The sequence below is a fragment of the Bacillus sp. LUNF1 genome (assembly GCF_011008975.1).
Lineage (GTDB): Bacteria > Bacillota > Bacilli > Bacillales > Bacillaceae > Bacillus > Bacillus velezensis.
Genome location: NZ_CP048876.1, coordinates 1349247 through 1373072, shown reverse-complemented (window position 1 = coordinate 1373072; position 23826 = coordinate 1349247). Strand labels below are relative to the sequence as shown.

The following is a 23826-nucleotide window of genomic DNA, read 5'->3' as shown; positions in this document are numbered from 1 at the left end:
CCTGTCAAAAATTTAAACGCTTTTATTAAGATATTAGATTACAAAAGTAATTTTATCAACTATTATTTTATCATTTTACTATTTTATTTACTCTATGAAAAATTGCTTATTTTCTGAAAATGGTACTTTATATACAAAAATCCCTTATCATATAGGGGATTCTGGACAAAGTTCCAATTTATTCAACCATTTCAAAATATAACTTGAAATTACTTGTTTAATGAAAATTAGCGTAATATCTACAATTTTCGACTATAATATGTAAAAGATTATGATATGGATAAAACAAGCGGTACAGCGTGTTTACGGCTGTTTCTCTTATTTTTTAAGCCACACATGGCATATTGGAATTTTTTATCCAATAGGCACAAAAAAACCCTGTTACCTAAACGGCAAAGGGTTTGCGGAACCGAGACAATAGTCCGACGGAGATTGTCCCGATTACTCAGAAGCCTGCTCCGATTCTGAAAGTACTCGGCTGACGCGTTTTTCAAGCATTTTCATCCCGCTTCCTCCCGCTTGAAAATGGCGGAGCTGTCCGCTTTTATCAAAAACGTAATAAGCCGGCACATATTCATTTTCAAATGCTTCAGTCAGCGTATGATCGCTGTCGACGTAAATCGGCTGAGAGATATCGTGTTCAGCCGCTGTTTCCTTGATTTTCTCAAGGTCAAGATCATCTTCGGAACGGGGCATGTGAACGGCCACCACATTCAGCTGATCTTTATATTTATCACGAAATTCGTTCATCTCAGGCATCGCTTCTTTACACATGCGGCAGCTGGCGGACCAGAAGTGAATCAGTGCCGGTTTTCCGCCGACCAGCTGTTCCTTCGTGACTTCTCTGTTAATCCATGCTTTAGCGCCTGTCAATTCAGGCATTTGCTGACGTAATTTCATCTTATTACCCTCCTTATGAAAAAGGTTTTTTGCCGGGGCTTTCAGTTTCGCCGGGCAACGTTCTCCTGTTTTCCCTCCAAAGGAAATGATTTGGCTGAATCACCATGTTAAAATGAGTGTGGCGATTTCTTAGTTCATATCTTCACAAAAATGATGATATTGAAACCGGGCAATATGAACAAATCTTAAATGAAATAACTGATTTCTATTAAAAGGTTTATTTTATTTTAAAAACGGGTATATCACTTTTAGCTTTTTCTGCAATAGACTTGAAAGGAAGACATCACTATGATTGATTTAAAACACTTTGATTGGGCCGGGCTTCTCACATCTGCCGGGATTTTCATCATAAAGCTGGCTCTCATTATTTTAGCGTACTTTATTTTCCGGACGGCAGGAAAAAAGCTGATCAAGCATCTGTTTCAGAAATTCGAGCAACAAAACAACCTCTCCAAAGGCCGCGCTTATACTTTGCGAAGCCTCGCGCTTAATGTATATGGATACATCCTGATTTTCGTTTTTATCGTAATGATTTTAGATTTATTTCACTACAATCCGAGCGCTCTCATTGCCGGCGCCGGCGTGGTCGGTCTCGCAGTCGGCTTCGGGGCTCAGGGGCTCGTCAGTGACATCGTCACCGGATTTTTTATCCTTTTGGAAAAACAGATCGACGTCGGCGATTATATTACGGTTGCCGGCTACAGCGGCATTGTCGAGCAGGTCGGTCTCCGTACGACGCAAATCCGGAGCTTTGACGGCACGCTTCACTATCTTCCCAACCGGGGCATTACGAATGTGAGCAACCATTCCCGCGGAACGATGCAGGCGCTTGTCGATATTAAAGTGCCGCTTGAAAAAAATCTTGATGAAACCATTCAAATCCTGCAAACCGCGTGTGACAAAGCAGCCGCTGAGCTCCCGCAGATTAAGGAAGGGCCGGACGTCATCGGGGTTCAGGATTTAAGCTCGTCAGAAATGGTGATCAGAATCATTGCCAAAACTGAAAATATGGAGCAATGGCGGGTTGAACGCGTACTGCGGAGAGAAATAAAAATCGCGCTCGACCGTTTTAAAAACGCCGCATCCGCCGAATAGAAAAACCGAAGCGTAAGCTTCGGTTTTTTCTTTTTTAATGAAATTTTTTTTCCACTTCGCTGCAGATTTCGTCGGCGGTCATTCCGGAAGCCGTAATGACGGGAGCCTGAGTTGACGTATCGGCAATTCCTTGGACATTGCTGTCAAGTCCGGTTACGACACAGCAGTCACAATTCTTCGCATCCTCAGGAGTCTTCATCATCACTACGTCATATCCTTTTTGTTTTAACGCCTGTTCTACATCCGATAAAGATTGTTCAATTCCAATTTTTTTCGTCATATTGAACACCTCCGTTATGTAGAATGCTCAATTTTTGTTAGATTATTCTTCTTTTCGGATTTAATTGGCATACTTCGAAAAATATCCGACCATGACATTGACCCCGGTTTCCATCGCTTCTTCATCCGGGTTCAGCTTTGCGTGATGAAGCCCGTGGGATGAATCGGCCCCCAGCCAGAACATAAAGCCGGGATATTTTTTCAGCATATATCCGAAATCTTCTCCGGTCATCGCTTCTTTCGCCGTTCTCACGTCAGCAAGCTGATGATCGCTGACAAATTGCATAAATTCTTCGGTCAGGCCGCTTGTATTATAAACTTGATGATAAACGGACGGATATGTGACTTTTCCTTTGCATCGGAAGCCGATTTCAATTCCTTTGACAAGCTCTTCAACCCGCTTTTTCACCATACGCATTGATTCCTCGGAAAGCGTCCGGATGGTTCCCTCCAGATGAGCATGCTCTGCGATGATATTTTGCGCCGTGCCCCCGGTAATCGTTCCGACAGTGATCACAGCGCTGTCAAGCGGATCCGTATTTCTGGATATGACTGTCTGCAGCTGCGTGACAAGCGTGCTCGCGGCGACGACCATGTCGTCTGCTGTATGCGGATATGCCGCATGCCCGCCTTTCCCCTCGAGATCGATGACGAGTTCGCTCGTATTGGCAAACAGCAATCCGCTTTTGGTGGAGATTGTGCCTACAGGAAGCTCAGGTGCTATATGGAGAGCGGTAATCAAATCCGGTGTCCATTTTTTCAGCACATCGCTTTCAAGCATCGGTTCCGCTCCGCCCGGTCCTTCTTCAGCCGGCTGGAATAAAAAGAGCAGATCATGTTTGACGGGATGATGGACAAAATGATCAATAATGCCGAGCGCGATGGTCATGTGCATATCGTGGCCGCATGCGTGCATAAAACCGGGGTGTTCAGATGCAAACGGAAGCCCCGTCTGCTCTTCAATCGACAGAGCGTCTATATCCGCTCTGTAGGCGAGCATTTTTTCCGGAGCCGTGCCGTTGACTTTGACAAAGATGCCGGTTCTCCAAGTTTCGATTTCAATTCTTTCCTCCGGATATTGGTTCAATAGATTCAGCAGGTACTGTTGGGTTTTATATTCCTGAAAGCCGATCTCCGGAATGCGGTGCAGATCTCTTCGGATGGCAATGAGCCGCTCTTTTTCCATATGTATTCCTCCTTGAGATAAGAATAAGGCGTGGATTTTATCATCCACGCCCATTCTATCAAACCATTCCTTACAGCTGGCGTAATTCCTGTTTGATTTCTGTTTTGCCTTTTGTTTTTTCATCGATATCTTTGATTTTTTTCGCAGGTGTTCCCGCTACAACGGTATATGGCTCGACGTCATTTACAACGATGGCTCCGGCAGCGACAACCGCGCCTTTACCGATTGTTACGCCTTCAAGCACAACCGCATTTGCGCCGATCACAACGTCGTCTTCCACGACAACAGGCTTAGCGCTAGGCGGCTCAATAACGCCCGCTAATACAGAACCCGCTCCGATGTGGCAGTTTTTGCCGACAGTCGCGCGTCCACCGAGAACAACGTTCATATCAATCATCGTACCTTCGCCGATGACTGAACCGATATTAATAGATGCACCCATCATGATAACGGCATTGTCGCCGATTTCGACTTGGTCGCGGATAATAGCGCCGGGCTCGATTCTCGCTTTAACATCTTTTAAATCAAGCATCGGGATCGCAGAGTTGCGGCGGTCATTTTCAATGACGTAATCCTCAATTTTGTCTTTGTTTTCTTCGATTGCGCTTTTAATTTCAGCCCACTCGCCAAAAACGACGCCGGATTGGCCGTTCAGGAATGTTTTAGCGGAATCGCCAAAGCTGATTCCTTCAAGATCGCCTTTTACATACACTTTTACAGGCGTTGATTTTGTACTATTTTGAATAAATGAAATAATTTCATTTGCATCCATCATTTTCATATGTATTGTCCTCCTCTGATTTTCTACCTCATTACTGTAACAAAGGAAGGATACAAAGACAAGAAAAAAAGGAACAAGCCTTTATTCTGCCGGCTGGCTGCACAGCGCGGCAAACTGTCTTCCGAATTCCCGGAGCTCTTCTTCCTCACTGCCCTCAGGGTTGTTTTCAATTTTGACCGACGGCAGCACTACCCGCCCGCCGCGGGCCGTGATTACTTTTTCCAATTCGTCAAGCGCTCCGCAAAAAAACTCATAGGACGTATCTCCGGAACCGAACAAAGCAAATGTTTTTCCCGTAAACTCCAGGTTTTCCATATCTTCAGCAATATCGAGCATTTCATCAGGAAGATCCCCGTCTCCCCACGTATATGTGCCTAATAAAATATACTCGTAATCATTAAAAAGTTCGGCATGAATATCCATCGCTTCATATCTGTCTACGGATGCTTGTGCTTCGATCAGCCCTTTTTCAATTAAATCCGCCATCGCCTCGGTGTTTCCTGACATTGTAGCGTAAACAAGCAATACATTCCCCATCTTCGTCTCTCCTTTATGCATAAAAACTAATGTGCGAGCCGTACCGCCTCATACGGTCTGACAAACTTACTTTCGTAAAGGCCCGCGCAAAAAAAGTTTTCTTCCCGGTTGGCCACCCGCCATCCGTGACCGCGGATCGTATCAAACCACTTTAATTCACCGGCGGCGAGATCAGCTTGATAAATACGCGAAAATCCATTTTCGTCCTGTGACGATGTGACATAAATAATCCCGTTATCCTCAGAAACGTCGAGAAATGATTTTTCCCGTACGGCGGGCCCGGCTGTAATGGCAAACTCCTCTTGCGTCCGTACGTTTCGGACGGCAATCTCGCCCCGTTCTCCTTTTGCCGCGCCCTTTGCTGCAATGAGCCATTCATTCTGATACATCATCATTGAAGCCGTCATGCGCTGCCTTTCGCGGCTTATACGCCGGATGCGGTCTTCCGTCAGTTCATACGCCCAAATGCCGCCATGATTCATATGAATCCGGGTGCCTATATAAATCGTCTGACCGTGTAAACAAAGCGAACGGATGACAGGCGGCTCCTTTAATTGTGAAAAGGGCTTAGCCACATGCCAAGTGACGCCGAAATCATCAGATAAGTAGAGGCAATATGTGCCATGCGCACAGACAAACCCGTCATTCCGCCCGGCAACGGCCCATACGGAGGCGCTGGTCGGAAATCGGGAGGCCGTCCAAGTCTTTCCCTGATCGGCTGATCTGAGGACGGCGCCTTTTTCTCCAGCGGCGAATATGTAAGGCCCTATGTAAGTCAGCACATGAACCCTGCTTTTCACTCGGAATAGTCTTTTCCAGCCTTCTTCCGCGGAAAAATGAAAAATACCTTCGTCTTTCACTGCGACAAAATATCCTGAAGTCACTGATGCCATGACAGCCGTCGCGCCTTTATGAAACATGGCACCGGTCTCCGTGGTGAGCGGCCCATGCAAGAAAACCGCGGACAAATTCTTTGCAGCATTCTTGATCTTCAGCCGTCTCGGGCGCCAGCTCGATTTTCAGCGTTTCCGGATATAAATTGGCTCCGGCCTGTTCAAACGCATCGTAAAACAGCGTGACCGCTTCGCAAAACTTCGGGTAGGCGTGATCGCCTGAACCGAAACAGGCCGTTTTCAGTCCGTTGAGCTGGCTGTGCAGAATATCTTCGTAAAAATCTTCCGCTTCGTAAGGAAGATCACCGTCCCCCCATGTGTACGTGCCGACAAAAACATAATCATATGCTTCGAGAGAATCCGCACCTGCTTCGTCCATGTCGAGACAGTCAACTGCTATCTGATGCCCGCTCAGTGTTTCTTTTATAATGCCGGCAATATCCTCTGTATTCCCCGACATGCTTGCATATATCATTAATGCTTTCTGCATATGATCACCTCGTAATTGATAATGATTTTCATTAACATATATAACACTTTAAATGATAATGATTTTCATTGTCAATAAAAAATAAAAAAAGACAGCATGATTGCTGTCTTTCTAAAATGGGCGTTCCTGCTTCAGCATATCTTTAATGACAGAAACAAAAGCCTGCACCTGTTTTAATTCAAATGCCGGCTCATATCCGAGCAGCCATGTGTCACGGCCGATCGGATGATCCTTTGTATCAAGCAGGGGCATTTTATTTACTTTATCTTCCTCTTCTAAAGTGACTGACGGCAGAATGGCATAACCGATCCCGTGCAGCGCCATCTGCTTGCACGTTTCAATCTGATCGACGAGGATGGTCTGTTTCGGCGAGGTTTTGAATTTTTGATGCCACCAATGCTGAATTTCCTGAAAATATGTACTGTCACTTTTGAATTGGATAAACGGCCGATCGGTATGGGCTATATCATCAATACAGGAAATTTCCGTATCAACCAAATATAAATGATCGGTCATTAAATAATCTTTCCGGCCTTTCCATTCCGGATTTCCCCGGATAATGCCGATATGTACCTGATCTTCATACAGACTTTTCAGCATTTCGCTGCTCCACCCTGTAATGAGAGAGACCTTTGCATTCGGATAACGCTCCACATATGTTTTTAACACTTTCGGAAGCCAGTGCTGCCCGATAATGGAGGCGACGGCAAGCTTTAATGTGCCGTGAATCTCACCCTCAAGTTCATCAATATTTTCTCTGATTCTTTCTTGCCGATCCGTGACGTCATTTGCAAATTGTATGATTTTTTCTCCTGCCGGCGTTACCGTAAGTCCTTTTTGAGATCTTAGAAAGATCTTTGTTCCCCAGGCTTTTTCAATGGTCTGCAATCGCTGGGACAGAGCCGGCTGTGACACGAATAACCGTTCGGCAGCCTTCCTCATGTTTAATTCCTCAGCTAAAACTACGAGCATATGAAGCTCTTGAAGCTGCATGTCGTCCTCCTTTTCAATGCCTTTCGTATTTCTTATCTACCATTCTAATAAAATAAAGGCTGCCGAGGCAAGCGCCACTCATATGTATGCGTTTTCTTTTTCCGGCATGCAAAAGAACAAATAGGCTGATCGTGCGAGCCTACTTATTCAATGACCTGATATGGCTGCTCAACTGCTTTAACACGACTCTTCTCGTGAAAATGCCTTCAAAGACGCCTTCATCATTTTCAACGCAGACAAAGCCGTTATTAATGACCATGCTGAACCCTTTGATAATCGGATCATTGATGTGGAGACGGGGAATGTCTTTCAGCATGACTTCCTCAACCGTAATTTGATCCAGCTTCTCAAACTCGATCCGTTCAAGTCCGAAAATGCTGTTCATAATCATATTTGTCCCGATCAAACCGTGCAGACGGTACGAAGCGTCAAGGACGGGAATGGCGGTATAGCCGGTTTTCGTCAGCACTAATAGAGCATGCTCAAGGTTGTTTCCGACTTGAACGTGCGCCACTTTATCCGCCTCGATCATAAATTGTCCGACTGTTGCATCAAGAAGCTGATCTGATTGTAAGCTAATCATGTCACTTCGACCCCTTTACATTTTTCATCAAAGCATGTATTCCCTATATTGCAATAATATAAACATTATCATTTTTTGTCGAAAAGTTTCCGTCAATAAAAAAGATACTCTTTGCAATCGAGTATCAATTTATAGGCCGCTGATTAATTTTCGTTCCGAAAACGGTCATAGAGCGTTACGAGTTTTTTATAAGTGGTTCCATCAACGCTTTTTGACCCTGCTTCTATATCGTTGATTTCGCTGGTCAAAAGCTCAATGGCATATTCTTGATTGATCAGGATATTCAGCAGAAGTTTCTGTTCTTCTTCCGTAAATCGTTCACTGATAAGACTCATACGTAATCAGGCCCCCTATTTTTAACTGAATACCTCTGAAAGCAATGTGAAATTTGCTTTCAGCTCTACCGCTAGAATAAGTAAACAGAAAAAAATCGTCAACCGCATAATTCGACATTTTGCGGATTCTGTATGAAATATTATTTTGTGTAACGATTGGCATAACTGAATGCTGTGCAGGAATCAGGCTTGATTTTCGCTTCAATGCCCATCGAGGTAATGCGGCCGGTCATTTCTTGTATCAATTCTTTTGTCAGCCCTTTTTGACCGATATCCAGATGCACTTCAAATGAAAGATCCGCCCCTTCATCCGTAAAAGGCAAGAGCAAATCTGTTAGTTCCATAAGACGGCCGTCGAGGATATGCGCTGCCATCTCCTGGCTGAACGCGGTTTCCAGCGAAATTTTTTCGCGAAGGCTATGTATCGGTCTTGCAAGATCGTGATTTTTCAAACAGCCCCAAGCTCCCTTGCCTGTACGGTGCAAGTGTATAGCCGTAATAAACTTTGTGAAGTCGCGGTAAACTTGTGAATCAGTCCCTACAGACAGCACATATGCTGAACGGGGGTCTTTATTGACAAAGCGTTTCAGCCGCTCCGTCACGTCTTGAAAGGTCATCTGTGCCTCAGAAAGATTATAAAACAGAAAAGAATCAGCCATGTACGGACACTCCTCTTTCCAGAGTCTACAACCAAACGAACAAGCACGTTCCTTTGCATAATTTAATAAAGCTCCGCTTGCGGAAGACCGGAAGCTTGGTCAGCCTGAAAAATCAAATCAAATTACTGAAGGAGCTCAAAAATTTCAATAGAAATCATGTCAATGTTATCAAACGGATATGTGTTAGGTTTTTCACCTTTTTGGAAAACCGTCAGTTCAAACGTTTGATTTTTTTCGAAATATTTAACACTGCAAATTTTTTCGCCGTTAACTTCAAAATAACGCTGCATCGGCTCGTTAGCCGCTTCCGCTGTTTCTTGCAGACTTTGCAGCCGCGTGATGATACCCATTAATTGTGACATTCTAAAAAAAGACTCCTTTCAAAAAACAACTTCAAATCAACAAGTATTTATTATAATACAAGTTCTACAGAGCATCATACCATAAAGTAGACCGGGATGGCATTTTCCCGCTGGATTTTCAAAAAGAAATAAACGGGAAAACCGTGTTTTCGAATAGTTTGAAGCTTTTTTCGGAATGTCATACACCTTTCAAAAATAATTTTTCGCTTTTTGAGCCGCCATTGTCAGATGTATGTGAGGAGAAGCCCTTTTATGAGGAAACAGCATAAAAAAACTTGGCGGGGGTAGCGCCAAGTTTTTTCGGATCTTGATCTGATAGAGGGGTTGGGGAACAGAGAGTAACTTCTCTCTATAACTAAATGATAATGATTATCAGTATCATTGTCAAACGTTTTTTAAAACTTTTTTCAAATGAACAAAAAAAGCGGCATACAGCAGCCGCTTTAAAGTAATCCGTCCTGTTCATATAAATAAGAGTAAGGCAGATCGATAAATAAATACATATTGTCATCCATCGGGTATGAAAAGGTTCTGATCATCTCACCCGTCTCAATATCACTGTACAGGTCACTGAAAAAGCCTTTTCTTGAATTCCGCATCTTCATGATGTTTTCTAAAAAGTACGGACGCCAGCTCCAGTTTTTCTCCATGTATTCAGGCTGATAAAGCCATTCGCCGGACTGCTTGAACACATTTCCCGTCAGCTGATAGCCTTCTTCATCACACATATAAATTCTGAAGCAGCAGTCGGTCAGGTTTTCCGCCAGTTTTTTAATAAACTCATCGTCCGCCTGATGGGTTTTCTTCAGCTCGGAAACTGCCTGATTGACCCGCTTATAAAAATTCTCAGAGTGTTCATATACCGTTTCCAGCTTCTTTTTTTCTCTCGTGATAAATTGCTGAAACTCCGTTTTCAAGCGTGCTTTTAACAGGCTCCGGTCTATAAAATCCCCGCTCGGCGCCTGCAGATAATAGCCTTGAAAAAATCGGCCTCCGTTTCTCCATGCGTACTGGAGCTGGAAATCAGCTTCTATATCTTCATACAGCAGCGCGGCGCCGATTTTTCTCGCCAGCAATGAAATGCTGTACAGCACATGCTCATATGATGGTGACGGCTGAGATACCTTCAGCGCCTGCAAATCTATTTTCAGAAGGTCCGGTGAAAGGAGCGCGATTCTGTCCAGGTTGCTGCTCTCCTTACCTATATTGTCCACCGCGATTTTAATGCCGTATGTACGATAGTAGGCAAGCATATGGTACAGCTGTTCAATGTCGCCTTCGAAATTGTGCTCGGTGATCTCAAGCACAATACGGTTCAATTCGATGCCCTGCTCTTCGTATTCTTTCAAAAGCTCAAGAAAGCTTTCGCCGTGGTCAAGCATCAATACATTCGCATCCTGATTGATAAAAATCAACAGATCACGATCAGCTTCTTTAAACCGCTCCAGCGCCTGCCTGATGACTCTGTCATCGACCTCAAGCTTATATTCTTCCGGAATGCCGGAATCTAAGAAAAACGACCCGAGGCTCTCAATCTCCGCATCTGCCAAAATACGCCCAAGCACCTCATAGCCTACGACTCTTTGTTCTTCAGCGTTAAAAATCGCTTGGTAATACGGAATGACATCATCAATATTCGTCAGTATATCAAGTGGGTCCAACATGTTATCACCTGCTTCTCTATCTTTGTCTGATTATACACAATTATATCAGCACCACAAATGTTTAGATTAGGGGAAAAGGAGGCAGTATGGCAGCAGCTTAAAATAAAAGGGGGATATTTTTAAGATCACTCTTCAGACCGGTTAATTAAGGACGTTATTCATTTGTTTCACAATCACAAATAAAAGGATAAATATAAGAGCATTATAACCGGCAGCTGTCCAAAAATAATGGCTCCAATCAGTGCTGTTAAATATCCAATCATCCTCATGTTCCAACTGAAAGAAAGTTCCTTTTTTATCTAAAGTGCCAAATGTAAGAGTTGTTAACCCGCCAACACTCTTGGAAACGTCAACTCCATACATTGAACCGGCATGATCAGTATGATTTATTGGCATATACGTATAATCAGATAAAATTGTTTCCGCCAGCTTAGTTGGCAGAGACACATATAATACAGCCGATGTATCGCCTCCGAGCCCACTCAAATACTCCCTGGCTTTAATAAATTTCGTTTCATCAGGAAAATCTATGTGATATAGCTTTTCAAATCTGATTATTTCATCAGATGTAAGATTGGTATTTTGATAATACTCCGGAGTAAAAGCGCAAATGATAAAGTACCAAATATTAAAGATGATAACGAAACTGCTTACAAATAGTACAACGAACCATTTTAATAATTTCTTCAATTAACCGCCCCTTAATCTTTCAAAATTATATCATAATTTTGAATAGAAAATAAAACAAGCGAACGGCGGCTTTAACGTTCGCTTGTTTTGCAAAATAATCAATATATGAAAAATTAAAACGGATAAGGATTCAGCCATTGCCCCCCGTCCATTGTGATACAGTCCCCGTTTATGTAGGACGCTTCATCAGATAGTAAAAACGCTGCCAACGCGGCGATTTCTTCCGGTGTGCCCAGCCGGCCGAGCGGCACACTGTTCATAGTGCGGGACACCGCTTTTTCCGATTCAAACAGCTTCTCCGCACCGCCTGTCCGTTCAATCGGGCCGGGGGCTATCGCGTTTGTGCGGATGCCGTATTTGCTCCCCCATTCAACGGCCAGCGTTCTTGTCAGTGACAATACCCCCGCTTTGGCTGCAGCGGAATGAACGACACCCGCTCCCGCTCCCCATGCGTATGTAGCGGCCATATTTAAGATGACGCCCTTCTGCTCCTGCTCGATCCAATGCCTTGCCGCGGCTTGGCTGCAGAAAAATGTGCCGTTTAAAACAATCTCAATAACAGCTTTCCATCCATTGGGCGTCAGCTTCTCTGCCGGGCAAATAAAGTTGCCGGCCGCATTGTTAATCAGCGCATCAAGCCGGCCAAAGACTTTTTTCGCTTCTGTAATCATGTCTGAAGCGGCGGAATCAGAACGGACATCCATTTGAAAACAGGCGACCTGCCCCTCAAAGGTCTCAATTTCTTTTTTTGTTTCCTCAAGTGCTTCATGGTTCCTCCCTGTCACCATGACGTGCCATCCTAATTCAGCCTGTTTTTTCGCTATTGCTTTTCCCATACCGCTTGAACCGCCTGTAATGATTACCGCTTTCTTATCCATAACAAACCCACCCCTTTTATTGAATGAATAATCATTCATAATTTTATCACAGATGTCTTTCCGCGTCATTACATGCTGAGAAGGGATTTTTCAGCCCGGCTGATGATATAATAGAACAACTCTGACAAAGGTTGGTTTTACATATGGAGAAAATGACCAGAAGAACATTTTTAAAAAGAGGATTCGGCATTTTGGGTGCAGCTCTCGCAATGGCTTGCGGAGGTTACGGCTATGCCCGGTATATTGAACCGCGCATGATTGAGGTCACCCGGCATACAATCACCAACCGCCTGATCCCCCGCGGCTTTGACAATTTTAAAATCGTTCAATTCAGCGATACGCATCTTAGTGATGTGTTTACATCCGGTGACTTGAATAAAGCAGCGGAAAAGATCAATCAGCTGAAACCCGATCTGCTCATCTTTACGGGAGATTTAATTGATAAGCCGCATTTATTTAATGATCACCAGCGTGCACTCGCCGTGCTGAAAAATCTTGAAGCTCCCTTCGGCAAACTTTGTGTTTACGGAAACCATGACCACGGAGGCTACGGTACGAACACGTACAAGGCTCTGATGAAAGCGGCTGATTTTCAAGTGTTTCGAAACGGCTATCGTCAGGTGCAGCTGACAGACGGAAGCCGGATTGAACTCGCGTTTTTGGATGATGTAATGCTTGGAAAACCCGATTATGAAGCCACCCTGTCTCGCCTTTCCGAAGATGCGTTTTCCATTTTAATCGTCCACGAGCCTGATGCCGCTCTCAAGATAGGCGGATATCCCGTAAACCTCCAGCTGTCGGGACATACTCACGGCGGCCAGGTCCAGCTCCCGTTTTTCGGCCCTCTCATTACGCCTCCTTACGGAAAAACGTATACCGACGGCATGTATACGTTGCATGACACAGCCGTTTACGTCAATCGCGGGCTCGGTACGACAAGACTGCCGTATCGATTTTTAGCCAGACCGGAAATCACGCTGTTCACATTGAAAACCGAGCAAAAATAAGACTTTTATCCTGATGCACAGACACCCCCTCCGTAATATGTATATGGAAAAGAGCAAAAAGGAGGGTGATGAAACTGCTGACATATCAAGTGAAACAAGGAGAAACCATCTCAAGCATTGCGCAAGACTTCAGAATAAGCACTGCTGCTCTCCTTCAGGCAAATCCCTCAATCCAATCGGCCATATACGCGGGACAGCATATTATCATACCGAATCTTCCCGATCCATCCACCATTCCCTACTCCATCATCGTGTATATCGGAGCGAAGAAACTGGAGTTATACCGCCTTGGCAGGCTCATCCGTACGTACCCCATCGCAGTCGGAAAAATATTGACGACCACGCCGACCGGAGAATTTTACATCGTGAACCGCCAGCCTAAGCCCGGCGGCCCGTTCGGCGCTTATTGGCTCAGCCTCTCTAAAATTCATTACGGCATTCACGGAACAAATAATCCTTCCTCCATCGGCAAAGCGGTATCAAAAGGATGCATCCGGATGTATAATCAGGACGTCACTGAACTTGCCGCTACCGTTCCTAATGGAACAAGGGTGACTATTATAAGATAGAAAGATCTTATTTGTTAATGGAACGAGCTGATGATAATATATTACAGTGGGACCTTTAGGGTAAGGAGCGTGTTTATGGATATATTTAAAAATCGCAATTTTGTCCGTCTCTTTTTCGCAGCACTCGCTTCTCAAATGGGAACGACTGTAGGTAATATGGCTTTTGCTTTTTACTTGCTGGACCATTTTTCAAACCAGCCGGCATACACGACTTTGGCTGAGCTGATGTATTCACTGCCGACAGTTTTCGTATTTCTGATTGTCGGTGTCGCAGCTGACCGGCTTGACAGGAAAAAGGTCGCAGAGAATTGTGACTGGATCAGAGCCGGACTGACGATCGTATTGTTTGCCGCATTATACACCGGGAGCATCCCTCTCGTGTTCTGTATTTTGTTCATCAGAAGCGCCGTGACCAAGTTCTTTTTCCCGGCGGAAGCCAGCCTTGTACAAGCTATTCTGCCTAAGGAGCATTACGCGAAAGCGGCGGGACTTAACCAGATCCTGTTCAGCATCTTCATGGTATTCGGCGTCGGTATAGGCGCGTTTATGTATAAAACGATCGGTATTCACGGAGCCATTATCCTTGATTTTGTCAGCTTTATTGTATCAGGCTTTCTGATCCGCGCCTGCCGCATTCCGAAAGAAGCCCGTCAGCCGAATGGCCCTTTTAAATGGGGAGATTCGTTTCTGAAAGACTCGGTCGCTGATTTTAAGGAAGGGATCGTATATATTGTTAAAAACAAATTGCTTGCTTCCCTTATTTTCGGCTTTTTTATCTTTGGTTTTGTCAACGGCGGCTTTGCCGTACTGCCGATGTTTACGATGAAATACGGACTTGCGCCTGATCATTACGAATCACATACTTCCATCTTCACCGTCGCACTCGGCTTCGGCCTGCTTGCAGGAAGTGTAATCGGAACGATGATCGCAAAAAAAGTCAAACCGCATCATTTGATGTCGATTCCTATTTTGGCAGCCGGACTGCTCATTTTTGTCCTCGGCTATACGGATAAGCTGTGGATTTATTATGCGGCGGCTTTCGTCCTCGGCATGTGCATCGGTCCTGTCAATATCGCCATCGGCGGCTGGATGCCGAAAATCGTTCATCCGAAAATAATGGGCCGGGTCAGCGGCTGGCAGGATCCTTTTATGATGTTTGCCCAATCGATTACACTCGGACTGGTCGCCCTGTTATTTCCGAAATTCGTTACCAATATTGATTACCTTTATTACGGCATGGGAATCGTGATTTTAGCGGTATTTGTGTTCTATTTTATCGCTCTTCCGAAATACAGCGCCGAGGCAGCAGAGGTCGATGTGCAGCAATCATTAAAGGCTGATTCCGAAAAACATGCGAATCCTGTCTAATAAAGGAAAAAGATGCGCCCTTTTCATCAGAAAAAGGCGTATTTTTATAATCAATATTTGCATTTCAACGCTAAAAAAGTATAATCTATATATGAACTTGATCAATGCAAAGGAGAGAAATAATGGACGACCACGCTTATTCGAAAGAGCTGCAGCCAACCATCGAGAATCTTTCAAAAGCTGTTTATACTGTGAACCGCCATGCAAAAACCGCCCCCAACCCTAAATACCTTTATCTGCTGAAAAAACGGGCATTACAAAAGCTTGTGAAAGAAGGCAAAGGGAAAAAAATAGGGCTTCACTTTTCAAATAATCCCAGGTTTAGCCAACAGCAGTCAGACGTACTTATCTCTATCGGAGACTACTATTTTCACATGCCTCCAACAAAAGAAGACTTCCAGCATCTTCCGCATTTAGGTACGTTAAATCAATCGTACCGCAATCCTAAAGCACAAATGTCTTTGACAAAAGCGAAAAATGTATTGCAAAAATATGTGGGCTTAAAGGAAAAACCGCTTGCCGCCAACAGGCAGCAGCCCGCTTATCATAAACCCGTATTTAAAAAACTTGGTGAGAGTTATTTTTAATTCCGCCGCAAAAAAGCCGATGCGTCATGCATCGGCTTTTTTCTATTCAATCACGTACGTATCCACTTTTTTAATGAGCTCGCTGATTTCAGGCTTGCTGATCTGTTCATCCGCTCCGACTACTTCGCCCCGGTGGCGCAGGTCGTCCGTAATCAGGGACGAGAAAATCATAATCGGCACATCAGAGCTTTGCGGGTTATCCTTAAGGAGCTTCGTCAAACGATGCCCGTCCATTTTCGGCATCTCAATGTCACTGATAATCATGTCAATATGGTCTGACAGGTTTTCTCCGTTATCCGTCAGTTCCACGACGTAATCATACGCTTCTTTTCCGTTTTCAAACGTAACGATTTCACTGTACCCCGCCTCAGTCAGCTCATCCGTCAAAAGACGCATCAGAAGCGGCGAATCTTCAACGATGATCAGTTTTTTACCCGCCCGTCTTTCATCAAATCCTTCCTGATGGACATGATAAGTCTCAACTCCGGATGCCGATTCAATATCGTAAATGATCTTTTCATAATCAGGCAGAAAGATCATCGTGTCTTCCAGTTTGATGATTCCCGTTAAATGCCGCTCCATGCCCTGGTTCAGGGAAGTCGGCTTTTCAATCGCCTCCCAGGACACCCTGTGGATTTGTGAAACGGAACCGACGTGAAAGACGATTTTCCGTTTGTTGAATTCCGTTACGATATATTTATCGTCTTTTGCTCCTTCGGCATCAACGCCGAAAAAGGAATACAGACTGATGACGGGAAGAATTTCGCCTCTCAGCTTAATCATCCCTTCTACGTCTTTATGAGACTGAGGCACAGATGTAACATCTACCGGCTGAATGATTTCCCGGACTTTCATCACATTTATGCCAAATGTATTGACGCCTACTTCAAATTTGACGATTTCTAATTCGTTTGTGCCTGAATCCAATAAAATATCGTATTGTTGTAAAGACAATTCAATCCCTCGCTATCCGCATTCAGTATTGTACTGTATATATCGGCTGGAAACGGAAAAAGTGAATGTATTCGGTCCAACTGGCCATGAACTCTTTATAAAAAAATGCTTTTTTCTGATATCCCATTGACTTTTTGACATCGAGTGGTAAAATAGTCAAGGATTTTTCAGGAAGAAGGGTGTAATAAATGGGTACAGTAGTCATATTCGACCAAGATCAAATGACAGTGTTAGAAGATATCAGCAAAACGGCTTACCTGCAAATGAAAAAAGAGGCGAAAGAGCGTCCCGACAAGCCCGCTCCATACATCTTATGGCGGGAAGACGTCAGCTTTGAATACGGGTATTAATGACATTCGCCACATATCACAATAGATAGATCATGATACAATGAAGACAATCATTTCAGCTGGTTGTCTTATTTTTTTCTGAAAGAAGGTATGTTTTCACATATCGGACATATACTCGGGATAGTTCAATAAAAAGATGACAAATGCTCAGCTAGTGGTAAAATAGGATAAACTCAATATATAGTATAAGGTGATGAATTATGGAACATTTGCTTAATCCGAATGTAAAAGAAATTGAAATTTCAGGAATTCGCAAATTCTCAAATCTTGTAGCTCAGCACGACAATGTCATTTCGCTTACGATCGGTCAGCCGGATTTCTTCACGCCGCACCATGTCAAAGCGGCTGCCAAAAAGGCAATCGACGAGAACGCAACGGCGTATACTCCGAACGCGGGCGGACTTGAGCTGAGACAGGCCGTACAGCTTTATATGAAGAAAAAAGCTGACTTGAATTATGAAGCTGAAACTGAAATCATCGTCACAACCGGGGCAAGCCAAGCGATTGACGCGTCTTTGCGGACGATTTTATCTCCAGGCGATGAAGTTATTCTCCCCGGACCGATATATCCGGGCTACGAACCGATCATCCGCATGTCGGGCGCCGTTCCGGTCCATGTGGATACGACGACACACGGATTTAAGCTGACGGCGCGGCTCATTGAAGAATCGCTGACACCAAAAACAAAATGCGTCATTCTTCCTTATCCGTCAAACCCGACCGGAGTGACATTGTCTGAGGAAGAGCTGCAAAACATCGCAGCCGTCATGAAGGGCAGAAATGTTTTTGTCCTGTCTGATGAGATTTACAGCGAATTAACCTATGACAGACCGCATTATTCGATCGCGTCTTATTTGAGAGACCAGACGATCGTCATCAACGGCCTGTCAAAATCACACAGCATGACGGGCTGGAGAATCGGTTTCATTTTCGCACCGAAAGAAATTGCCAAGCACATCTTAAAAGTTCACCAATACAGTGTGACATGCGCGTCTTCAATCTCTCAGAAAGCGGCTCTTGAAGCGGTGACAAACGGTGTTGATGATGCGCTTATTATGAGAGAACAGTATAAAAAGCGGCTTGACTATGTATATGACCGTCTAGTTTCAATGGGGCTTGACGTCGTAAAGCCGTCAGGCGCATTTTATATCTTCCCTTCCATTAAGTCATTCGGAATGTCATCGTTTGATTTTAGTATGGCTCTTTTAGAGGATGCAGGTGTGGCTCTTGTGCCCGGCAGCTCGTTTTCAAAGTTGGGTGAAGGGTATGTGAGGCTGTCATTCGCATATTCACTGGATACATTGAGAGAAGGCTTGGACCGGCTGGAAGCATTTATTTTAAAAACGAGAGAATCCATGCAGACTATTTAAACAACGGCATAACGCCGTTGTTTTTTATTGTTTCGGGAATGTAATATGAAAGGCCGTGCCTCTATCCGGTTTGCTGTCTACTTGGATGGCTCCCTGATGGTTTTTAATAAGGTTGAATGTGACCATCAGCCCCAGGCCGGTTCCTTTTTCTTTCGTTGTCAAAAACGGTTCGCCTATTCGTTTCAGCACGTTTTCCGGTATCCCGTCACCCTCGTCTTTCACCGTCACATTAACGGAATACTCATCTTCTGTCATAAGAATGTGAACCGTTCCCCCATCCGGCATCGACTCAACGGCATTTTTAATCAGATTGATAAACACCTGTTTCAGCTGATTTTGATCACCGTTAATATACATGCTGTCATGTTCATAATCCGTTTTGATAAAAATCCCTTTAAGATTTGCCTGCGTCTCTAAAAGAGCGGTCACTTCACTTATAATTTTCTTTAAGTTTACACGCTCTTTCACGGCGTTTTGCTGAGGTTTGGCAAGCATTAAAAGCTCACTTAAAATTAATTCGATTCTGCTCAGTTCAGAAAACACAATTTCAAAGTAATGTTCGTTTTCCCCCATCGTCGGCTTCATGAGCTGTAAAAATCCTTTGATCGCCGTCAGCGGATTGCGGATTTCGTGAGCGATTCCCGCCGCCAGCTGCCCTGCGATAGACAGCTTCTCCGACTTCAGCATTAATTCCTCCGTCTGCTTCCGCTCAGAAATATCACGCAGAATGACCTGCATGGCCGTTTCTCCGAAAAACGTCGTCGGAATGCAGACCATTTCCGTGTAGATCAGCCGGTTTTTAAAGGTAAACCACGATTGCTTAATAATTTCTGACTCGGTCTTTCGGTTGATAATATTTTGGATCCGCTGTTTCACGCCGTCATGATCACAGGGATGAAGCTGATCATAGACGTTTTTCCCAATTAAATCTTCATATGTTTCAGCCTCAAACAGCGAAATGCCCGACTCATTCATGAATACCCATTTATCATTGTGAATCACGGCGATCGTGTCAATTGAATTCTGAATGAGGAGCTGATAACGTTCTCTGCTTTTTTGCAGAATCGTTTGGAATTTTTTCCGTGAAGAAATATCAATCAGAAGCAGCAATTCCGCCCGCTGATTTTTATATGTCGTCGGTGCCGCCTTTACTTCTAAATGAACGGGCGTGCCGTCGAGCCTTCTCCACGTCTGTTCGATCATTCCGACTTCCATTCCTTTTTGCATCCGCACAATTCGGTTTTTCACAATGTCGTGATACTCTTCTTCAATAAACTCATAAGAGCGCCTGCCGATTACCTCGTCTTTGCTTTCGGCTCCCAGCATGGCAAGCATCGCGTTGTTGGCGTAGGCGATTGTGCCGTTGATGCTGACATATAAAGGATTCGGCAGCATTTCGACAAGACGCTCGAATTCGCCGTTTCCAGCCGCATCTTCCGACTGTTGTTCTGCCTTTTGCTTCTTTTGTTCATACATATAAGGCCGGCGGGGCGTCTTCTCCTCAAGCACCTTGATTTTGAGGATGATTTCCCGATCCGTCCCCTCCATTTGCGGTGTGACAATTTCCACACCCGCTTCAAGCCATACGATGGTATGATCTTTTTTAATAAGACGAAAGGTGCAAGGCATCAAATGATGCTCATTATAGAAGTAACTTTCAACCAAAAATTGATCTTCTTCATGCAGGAACGTTTTGAGAAATGACCCGATCATCTCTTCCTGAGAATAACTGAAGTACGATTTGCAGTTTGCAGAAATATACATAATACGCCCGTTAGACGTCAAAACGGCATGAAGATCGGTTTTCGATTGAAACTGTTTGACATGCTGAGTATCCTGTTCCACAGAATCCCTCCTTTGCATTATACTCGCACTGCAGGCTGGACACGGACTGATATAAAAAGAAATTCCACTAGATTGATTCGCTAAAAAATGAGCATTCTCCTTCTATTCTTATTGTGAACGTCAATTTTCCTGAATGAAAGAAAGGGCGCACGAGATGTTCGGCCGCCCTTTCATTTGTTATTTTTTATTGTATTTCTTTTCAAGTTCTTTGTAAGCGTCAATTGCTCCTTTGGCAATGTTTTTGCTGACATGATCGTGATCATCTTGAACAGTCGGTACGACGACGCTGAATGCCACTCGTGGATGTTCTGACGGATAGTAACCGACAAAGGTCAGGTTATAAGTGTCTTTCCCCCACCAGTTTTTGTTCGTGCCGTAATAGCGCGTCTGCGCGGTTCCCGTTTTTCCGGAAACATCAGCGCCGGACCCCTGGAATGTTGAATAAGCCGTTCCTTGAGGTGAGCTTGTAACCAATTTCATCCCTTTATGAACTTGGTCAAAATCGCTCGGGCTGTTATTTACTTTGTTCAAAATTTTACTATCTCGCTGTTCAATCGCTTTTCCAATCTTGTTTTTGCTGTCCGGTTCATGAATGCTTGTGACGATCCGCGGCTGGACGCGATACCCGCCGTTTGCGATGGCTGAAATATATTGAGCCATTTGAAGCGGCGTATACGTATCAAACTGTCCGATCGCAAAGTCCAGCAGCAATCCCCCGACCATTTGCGGATTCGACTGCATGCCTGCTGATTCCTGGGGAAGATCAATCCCGGTTTTCACACCCAGGCCGAATTGAGCGTAGTAGTTGCGCATTTTTTTAATATCGTCTAATCCGGCCGGCAGCGTGCCGTGCGGGACGTAGGTAATGCCCGCGATATTCATGGCCACATGAAACATATATACGTTTGAACTTCTTTGCAGCGCGGTCAGCTCAGTAATGGCTCCCATTTGTGTCCACGATTTTTTTTTCGTGTCGCCTTTAAATACAAGCGGTGCATCGACAAACGTTTTATAATGCGGGAGGCCGCTTTGGTAACCTGCGAGAACAGTCGCTCCTTTAACAGAAGAGCCCATCTCATATTGGGTCGTAAATGCTCCGATCGCAAAATCCTGTGTTTTATTTGTTTCGAGATCGATGCGTTTCCCCGCCATTGAGAGAATATCCCCGTTGTTCGGGTCCATCATGACGGCAAATCCTCTGTCAACCATATAGTTGCCTGCGGCGCGGCTTCTTCTCAGCTCTTTTTCAATGACTTTTTCGACTTTCGACTGTAATTCCATATCGAGCGAGAGTTGCAGATCGTAGCCTCTGCTGCCTTCATCGACGGGCTTTTGGCTGACGACCTCACCTTTGCTGTTTTCCACATACTCTACTTTTTCTTTATGCGCGTTTAAATAGTCCTCATACTGATATTCGATGTAGCTTTTTCCCACCCGGTCATTCAGTGAGTAGCCTCTTGTGACATAGTAATCTTTCCGTTCGCCCAACAATCCCTGTTCCGGTGTCGTCACACCGCCGAACAGAGAGTACAGCGTTTTGTCGTATGGATATTTTCGCGTCCAGTCATTGATCACGTCAATGCCGGGGAGCTCTTTCAGGTGCTCGGATACGACGGAAACTTCTTCATATGTCAGGTCGCTTTTTGGTTTTTGCTTGTTGTTGTCATGCTCGTCAAGCAGTGAACCGCTGTTTCCGTTTCCGTTCAGCTTATTCGGGTCCATTGATTTGACGACTTGCGGCTGATAGGCGTTGCCGCTTGAAAAACGCGTATAAATCGCCGCGATTTCCAGCTCTTTTTTATTTTGTTTGATCGCATCAATCTCCTGCTTCGGGACGCGTTCAATCTGGCGTTTGTACACTTCTTGCGGCTTCAGGCTGTTTTCTGAGTCCTTCATAAGCTTTTCCGCCTTCTTTGGATGTGCGGCAAGCCAGTAATCAATGATATTTCGATCCTTCATAAATTCAGTATCAATATGAATCAGTGCGGCGAGATTTTTTGCCGTTTTCAATTTGTCCTTTGCCGAGGTTTTTGAGGTAGAAACGTATACAATTTCAGGCACAGCCTGGTTATCAACCGCCACTCTGTTCCGCTTGTCATACATTTTTCCCCGCGGTGTCGGATAATAGGCGGTTTTTGCATTTGCCTTCTCCGCATCCTGGCGGTGTTTATCCCCTTCGACAATCTGGACGATGCCGAGTTTAAAAATCAGTGCCGTAAAGAGAAGAAAAACAATCAAAAAATAGAGATTCATTCTCAGCGCTCTGTAACGTTTCGTTTTTTTCTTTGGTTCGCGCGCAACTTCAGCCACTTTCTGTTACACCTCTCAAATCATTGAATATATTTACATAAACAGATTTTAATTGTAACATTTTTGTAAAAGTTGTTACAGCGAAAACGGGTAAAAAAAACTGTCAAGATCAAATTATCTTAAAATATATCTAACACTTCAAATAATTTGAAGAGATGTAACGGATTTTAAAAAATAAATACAGATCGTTTTTCCCGGTATAGAGCCATTTTTCTGCGCTCAATTACAATTATGACAAGAGTTTGTTGTCAAAGGAAATGGCTGCCTGCATTATGACAAAAAAGCTGTGATAAGATTTTTCATGTAGAAAAAAACTTCTCTGGGAGGCTATTATCTTATGAAAAAAGCATTTCTCTTATCTGCCGCCGCGGCAGTCAGTTTGATTACATTCGGAGGCATTCAGCAGGCATCTGCAAAAGAGCTGTCATGCCAGCACGTCGTTACTGTGAAAAAAGGAAACACCGTACAGCATCTGACTCTTCAAGAGGCTGTTGAAAAACTACATATGAAAACGAGCGTGAAAAAGCTGAACGTTAAAAATGAGAAAGAACTGACTCAGCTGCTGCAAAAACACGCAAAGCATTCTGACATGACAGTTAAAAATGTTCAAAAAGAAACACCGGCAAAAACGGCTCCGACAGCTGCCGAAAAACCGAAAGCCGATCAAAACCAGACGGCTGACAATGCAAAGCAGACAGATAACACAAACAACAGCAGCGAGAAAACTCCTTCATCAGTCAGTGCGTACGAAAAGAAAGTCGTTGAATTAACAAATGCAGAGAGACAAAAGCAAGGCTTAAAACCTCTGCAGATTGATGAAAAATTAAGCAAATCAGCTCACGCAAAATCACAAGATATGAAAGACAAAAACTATTTCGATCACCAAAGCCCTACTTACGGCTCACCTTTCGATATGATGAAGTCTTTCGGAATCACTTATAAAACTGCCGGTGAAAATATCGCCAAAGGACAGCCGACTCCTGAAGCTGTCGTTAAAGCTTGGATGAACAGTGAAGGCCACAGAAAGAACATCATGAATCCTGAGTTCACTCAAATCGGTGTCGGTTACGTAGAATCAGGAAACATCTGGACACAGCAATTCATCGGAAAATAAATAATAAAAAAGATTGCCCCTGCGGGC

Annotated in this window: 25 protein-coding genes and 1 pseudogene; 8 read left to right on the top strand and 18 right to left on the bottom strand. The window is 44.2% G+C overall.

All coding sequences use genetic code 11. The annotated features are described in order from the left end of the window. Positions 1 to 441 precede the first annotated feature (441 nt). Complete coding sequence (locus tag G4O42_RS07130) at positions 442 to 900, bottom strand: TlpA disulfide reductase family protein (RefSeq protein WP_032874741.1); 459 nt, start codon at positions 898 to 900, stop codon at positions 442 to 444. Positions 901 to 1188: 288 nt separating this feature from the next. Here G4O42_RS07130 and G4O42_RS07125 point away from each other — a divergent pair, with 288 nt between their 5' ends. Continuing rightward, a complete protein-coding gene (locus G4O42_RS07125) occupies positions 1189 to 1995 on the top strand; it encodes a mechanosensitive ion channel family protein (protein ID WP_032874739.1) in 807 nt (268 codons plus the stop codon). A gap of 34 nt (positions 1996 to 2029) precedes the next feature. Here G4O42_RS07125 and G4O42_RS07120 read toward each other — a convergent pair whose 3' ends face one another. From G4O42_RS07120 to fadH, 14 genes are all read right to left on the bottom strand, one after another. Continuing rightward, entirely contained in the window at positions 2030 to 2275 is a 246-nt protein-coding gene (locus G4O42_RS07120; RefSeq protein WP_003154596.1) for a YkuS family protein, read from the bottom strand. A 60-nt stretch (positions 2276 to 2335) separates the two neighbouring features. Further along, complete coding sequence (locus tag G4O42_RS07115) at positions 2336 to 3460, bottom strand: N-acetyldiaminopimelate deacetylase (protein ID WP_032874737.1); 1125 nt, start codon at positions 3458 to 3460, stop codon at positions 2336 to 2338. 70 nt (positions 3461 to 3530) lie between these two features. Beyond that, positions 3531 to 4241 carry a 2,3,4,5-tetrahydropyridine-2,6-dicarboxylate N-acetyltransferase gene (dapD, locus tag G4O42_RS07110; RefSeq protein ID WP_007409623.1) on the bottom strand — a complete coding sequence of 237 codons (711 nt, stop codon included), beginning with the start codon at positions 4239 to 4241 and terminating at the stop codon, positions 3531 to 3533. An 81-nt stretch (positions 4242 to 4322) separates the two neighbouring features. Continuing rightward, positions 4323 to 4778 carry a flavodoxin gene (locus tag G4O42_RS07105; RefSeq protein WP_032874735.1) on the bottom strand — a complete coding sequence of 152 codons (456 nt, stop codon included), beginning with the start codon at positions 4776 to 4778 and terminating at the stop codon, positions 4323 to 4325. A 26-nt stretch (positions 4779 to 4804) separates the two neighbouring features. Next, positions 4805 to 5698, bottom strand: a complete 894-nt coding sequence (locus tag G4O42_RS07100; RefSeq protein ID WP_032874733.1) for a WD40/YVTN/BNR-like repeat-containing protein — start codon at positions 5696 to 5698, stop codon at positions 4805 to 4807. Beyond that, positions 5688 to 6161, bottom strand: a complete 474-nt coding sequence (locus G4O42_RS07095) for a flavodoxin (protein ID WP_032874731.1) — start codon at positions 6159 to 6161, stop codon at positions 5688 to 5690. Before G4O42_RS07095 ends, G4O42_RS07100 begins: the two co-directional genes overlap by 11 nt. Before the next feature lie 111 nt (positions 6162 to 6272). Further along, a complete protein-coding gene (gene ccpC, locus G4O42_RS07090; protein ID WP_007611101.1) occupies positions 6273 to 7154 on the bottom strand; it encodes a transcriptional regulator CcpC in 882 nt (293 codons plus the stop codon). Positions 7155 to 7293: 139 nt separating this feature from the next. After that, positions 7294 to 7737 (bottom strand): cyclic-di-AMP-binding protein CbpB, encoded by a 444-nt coding sequence (gene cbpB / locus G4O42_RS07085; protein ID WP_003154608.1) that lies wholly within the window; start codon positions 7735 to 7737, stop codon positions 7294 to 7296. Positions 7738 to 7880: 143 nt separating this feature from the next. Then, positions 7881 to 8072 (bottom strand): antirepressor AbbA, encoded by a 192-nt coding sequence (gene abbA / locus G4O42_RS07080; RefSeq protein ID WP_003154609.1) that lies wholly within the window; start codon positions 8070 to 8072, stop codon positions 7881 to 7883. Between the two features lie 140 nt (positions 8073 to 8212). Continuing rightward, positions 8213 to 8731, bottom strand: a complete 519-nt coding sequence (locus tag G4O42_RS07075; protein ID WP_007409617.1) for a ribonuclease H-like YkuK family protein — start codon at positions 8729 to 8731, stop codon at positions 8213 to 8215. 122 nt (positions 8732 to 8853) lie between these two features. Next, a complete protein-coding gene (locus tag G4O42_RS07070; protein WP_003154613.1) occupies positions 8854 to 9093 on the bottom strand; it encodes a YkuJ family protein in 240 nt (79 codons plus the stop codon). A 443-nt stretch (positions 9094 to 9536) separates the two neighbouring features. Then, a complete protein-coding gene (locus G4O42_RS07065; protein ID WP_014417611.1) occupies positions 9537 to 10757 on the bottom strand; it encodes an EAL domain-containing protein in 1221 nt (406 codons plus the stop codon). 141 nt (positions 10758 to 10898) lie between these two features. Then, on the bottom strand, positions 10899 to 11447 hold the full coding sequence (locus G4O42_RS07060) for a hypothetical protein (RefSeq protein ID WP_032874729.1): 549 nt from the start codon (positions 11445 to 11447) through the stop codon (positions 10899 to 10901). Between the two features lie 113 nt (positions 11448 to 11560). Next, the gene (gene fadH / locus G4O42_RS07055) at positions 11561 to 12325 is read right to left on the bottom strand and encodes a 2,4-dienoyl-CoA reductase (protein WP_032874727.1); all 765 of its coding nucleotides are present in this window, start codon (positions 12323 to 12325) and stop codon (positions 11561 to 11563) included. Positions 12326 to 12468: 143 nt separating this feature from the next. On the opposite strand from fadH, the gene G4O42_RS07050 reads away from it, so the two are divergent. From G4O42_RS07050 to G4O42_RS07035, 4 genes are all read left to right on the top strand, one after another. Next, positions 12469 to 13332 carry a metallophosphoesterase gene (locus G4O42_RS07050; RefSeq protein ID WP_032874726.1) on the top strand — a complete coding sequence of 288 codons (864 nt, stop codon included), beginning with the start codon at positions 12469 to 12471 and terminating at the stop codon, positions 13330 to 13332. Positions 13333 to 13406: 74 nt separating this feature from the next. Beyond that, complete coding sequence (locus G4O42_RS07045) at positions 13407 to 13901, top strand: L,D-transpeptidase family protein (protein ID WP_087920795.1); 495 nt, start codon at positions 13407 to 13409, stop codon at positions 13899 to 13901. Positions 13902 to 13976: 75 nt separating this feature from the next. Further along, positions 13977 to 15269: an MFS transporter gene (locus G4O42_RS07040; protein ID WP_007611093.1), complete on the top strand. Its 1293-nt coding sequence runs from the start codon at positions 13977 to 13979 to the stop codon at positions 15267 to 15269. 122 nt (positions 15270 to 15391) lie between these two features. Continuing rightward, the gene (locus tag G4O42_RS07035) at positions 15392 to 15856 is read left to right on the top strand and encodes a YkyB family protein (RefSeq protein WP_003154622.1); all 465 of its coding nucleotides are present in this window, start codon (positions 15392 to 15394) and stop codon (positions 15854 to 15856) included. Positions 15857 to 15898: 42 nt separating this feature from the next. Here the strand turns inward: G4O42_RS07035 and cheV are convergent, their stop codons facing one another. Continuing rightward, entirely contained in the window at positions 15899 to 16810 is a 912-nt protein-coding gene (gene cheV, locus G4O42_RS07030) for a chemotaxis protein CheV (RefSeq protein WP_014417604.1), read from the bottom strand. A gap of 188 nt (positions 16811 to 16998) precedes the next feature. On the opposite strand from cheV, the gene G4O42_RS07025 reads away from it, so the two are divergent. After that, entirely contained in the window at positions 16999 to 17160 is a 162-nt protein-coding gene (locus G4O42_RS07025; protein WP_007409608.1) for a hypothetical protein, read from the top strand. A 200-nt stretch (positions 17161 to 17360) separates the two neighbouring features. Continuing rightward, positions 17361 to 18574: pseudogene (locus G4O42_RS07020) on the top strand (aminotransferase A). On the opposite strand, the gene G4O42_RS07015 reads toward G4O42_RS07020, so the two are convergent. Together G4O42_RS07015 and G4O42_RS07010 are read right to left on the bottom strand one after the other, a co-directional pair. Beyond that, complete coding sequence (locus G4O42_RS07015; protein WP_032874722.1) at positions 18555 to 20375, bottom strand: PAS domain-containing protein; 1821 nt, start codon at positions 20373 to 20375, stop codon at positions 18555 to 18557. The pseudogene G4O42_RS07020 and the gene G4O42_RS07015 sit on opposite strands and share 20 nt — an antisense overlap. 177 nt (positions 20376 to 20552) lie before the next feature. After that, positions 20553 to 22685 carry a peptidoglycan D,D-transpeptidase FtsI family protein gene (locus tag G4O42_RS07010; protein ID WP_032874720.1) on the bottom strand — a complete coding sequence of 711 codons (2133 nt, stop codon included), beginning with the start codon at positions 22683 to 22685 and terminating at the stop codon, positions 20553 to 20555. Positions 22686 to 23022: 337 nt separating this feature from the next. On the opposite strand from G4O42_RS07010, the gene G4O42_RS07005 reads away from it, so the two are divergent. Continuing rightward, complete coding sequence (locus tag G4O42_RS07005; RefSeq protein WP_032874718.1) at positions 23023 to 23799, top strand: CAP domain-containing protein; 777 nt, start codon at positions 23023 to 23025, stop codon at positions 23797 to 23799. Positions 23800 to 23826: the final 27 nt, after the last annotated feature.

What these genes read in the sequence shown, in the direction of transcription:
- G4O42_RS07115 (WP_032874737.1), bottom strand. Translation starts at nt 3,460, where the DNA reads ATGGAAAAAGAGCGGCTCATTGCCATCCGAAGAGATCTGCACCGCATT.
- G4O42_RS07120 (WP_003154596.1), bottom strand. Translation starts at nt 2,275, where the DNA reads ATGACGAAAAAAATTGGAATTGAACAATCTTTATCGGATGTAGAACAG.
- G4O42_RS07040 (WP_007611093.1), top strand. Translation starts at nt 13,977, where the DNA reads ATGGATATATTTAAAAATCGCAATTTTGTCCGTCTCTTTTTCGCAGCA.
- G4O42_RS07065 (WP_014417611.1), bottom strand. Translation starts at nt 10,757, where the DNA reads ATGTTGGACCCACTTGATATACTGACGAATATTGATGATGTCATTCCG.
- abbA (WP_003154609.1), bottom strand. Translation starts at nt 8,072, where the DNA reads ATGAGTCTTATCAGTGAACGATTTACGGAAGAAGAACAGAAACTTCTG.
- cbpB (WP_003154608.1), bottom strand. Translation starts at nt 7,737, where the DNA reads ATGATTAGCTTACAATCAGATCAGCTTCTTGATGCAACAGTCGGACAA.
- G4O42_RS07070 (WP_003154613.1), bottom strand. Translation starts at nt 9,093, where the DNA reads ATGTCACAATTAATGGGTATCATCACGCGGCTGCAAAGTCTGCAAGAA.
- G4O42_RS07050 (WP_032874726.1), top strand. Translation starts at nt 12,469, where the DNA reads ATGGAGAAAATGACCAGAAGAACATTTTTAAAAAGAGGATTCGGCATT.
- G4O42_RS07025 (WP_007409608.1), top strand. Translation starts at nt 16,999, where the DNA reads ATGGGTACAGTAGTCATATTCGACCAAGATCAAATGACAGTGTTAGAA.
- dapD (WP_007409623.1), bottom strand. Translation starts at nt 4,241, where the DNA reads ATGAAAATGATGGATGCAAATGAAATTATTTCATTTATTCAAAATAGT.
- G4O42_RS07005 (WP_032874718.1), top strand. Translation starts at nt 23,023, where the DNA reads ATGAAAAAAGCATTTCTCTTATCTGCCGCCGCGGCAGTCAGTTTGATT.
- G4O42_RS07035 (WP_003154622.1), top strand. Translation starts at nt 15,392, where the DNA reads ATGGACGACCACGCTTATTCGAAAGAGCTGCAGCCAACCATCGAGAAT.
- G4O42_RS07125 (WP_032874739.1), top strand. Translation starts at nt 1,189, where the DNA reads ATGATTGATTTAAAACACTTTGATTGGGCCGGGCTTCTCACATCTGCC.
- ccpC (WP_007611101.1), bottom strand. Translation starts at nt 7,154, where the DNA reads ATGCAGCTTCAAGAGCTTCATATGCTCGTAGTTTTAGCTGAGGAATTA.
- G4O42_RS07105 (WP_032874735.1), bottom strand. Translation starts at nt 4,778, where the DNA reads ATGGGGAATGTATTGCTTGTTTACGCTACAATGTCAGGAAACACCGAG.
- G4O42_RS07075 (WP_007409617.1), bottom strand. Translation starts at nt 8,731, where the DNA reads ATGGCTGATTCTTTTCTGTTTTATAATCTTTCTGAGGCACAGATGACC.
- G4O42_RS07130 (WP_032874741.1), bottom strand. Translation starts at nt 900, where the DNA reads ATGAAATTACGTCAGCAAATGCCTGAATTGACAGGCGCTAAAGCATGG.
- fadH (WP_032874727.1), bottom strand. Translation starts at nt 12,325, where the DNA reads ATGGATAAGAAAGCGGTAATCATTACAGGCGGTTCAAGCGGTATGGGA.
- G4O42_RS07100 (WP_032874733.1), bottom strand. Translation starts at nt 5,698, where the DNA reads ATGTTTCATAAAGGCGCGACGGCTGTCATGGCATCAGTGACTTCAGGA.
- G4O42_RS07095 (WP_032874731.1), bottom strand. Translation starts at nt 6,161, where the DNA reads ATGCAGAAAGCATTAATGATATATGCAAGCATGTCGGGGAATACAGAG.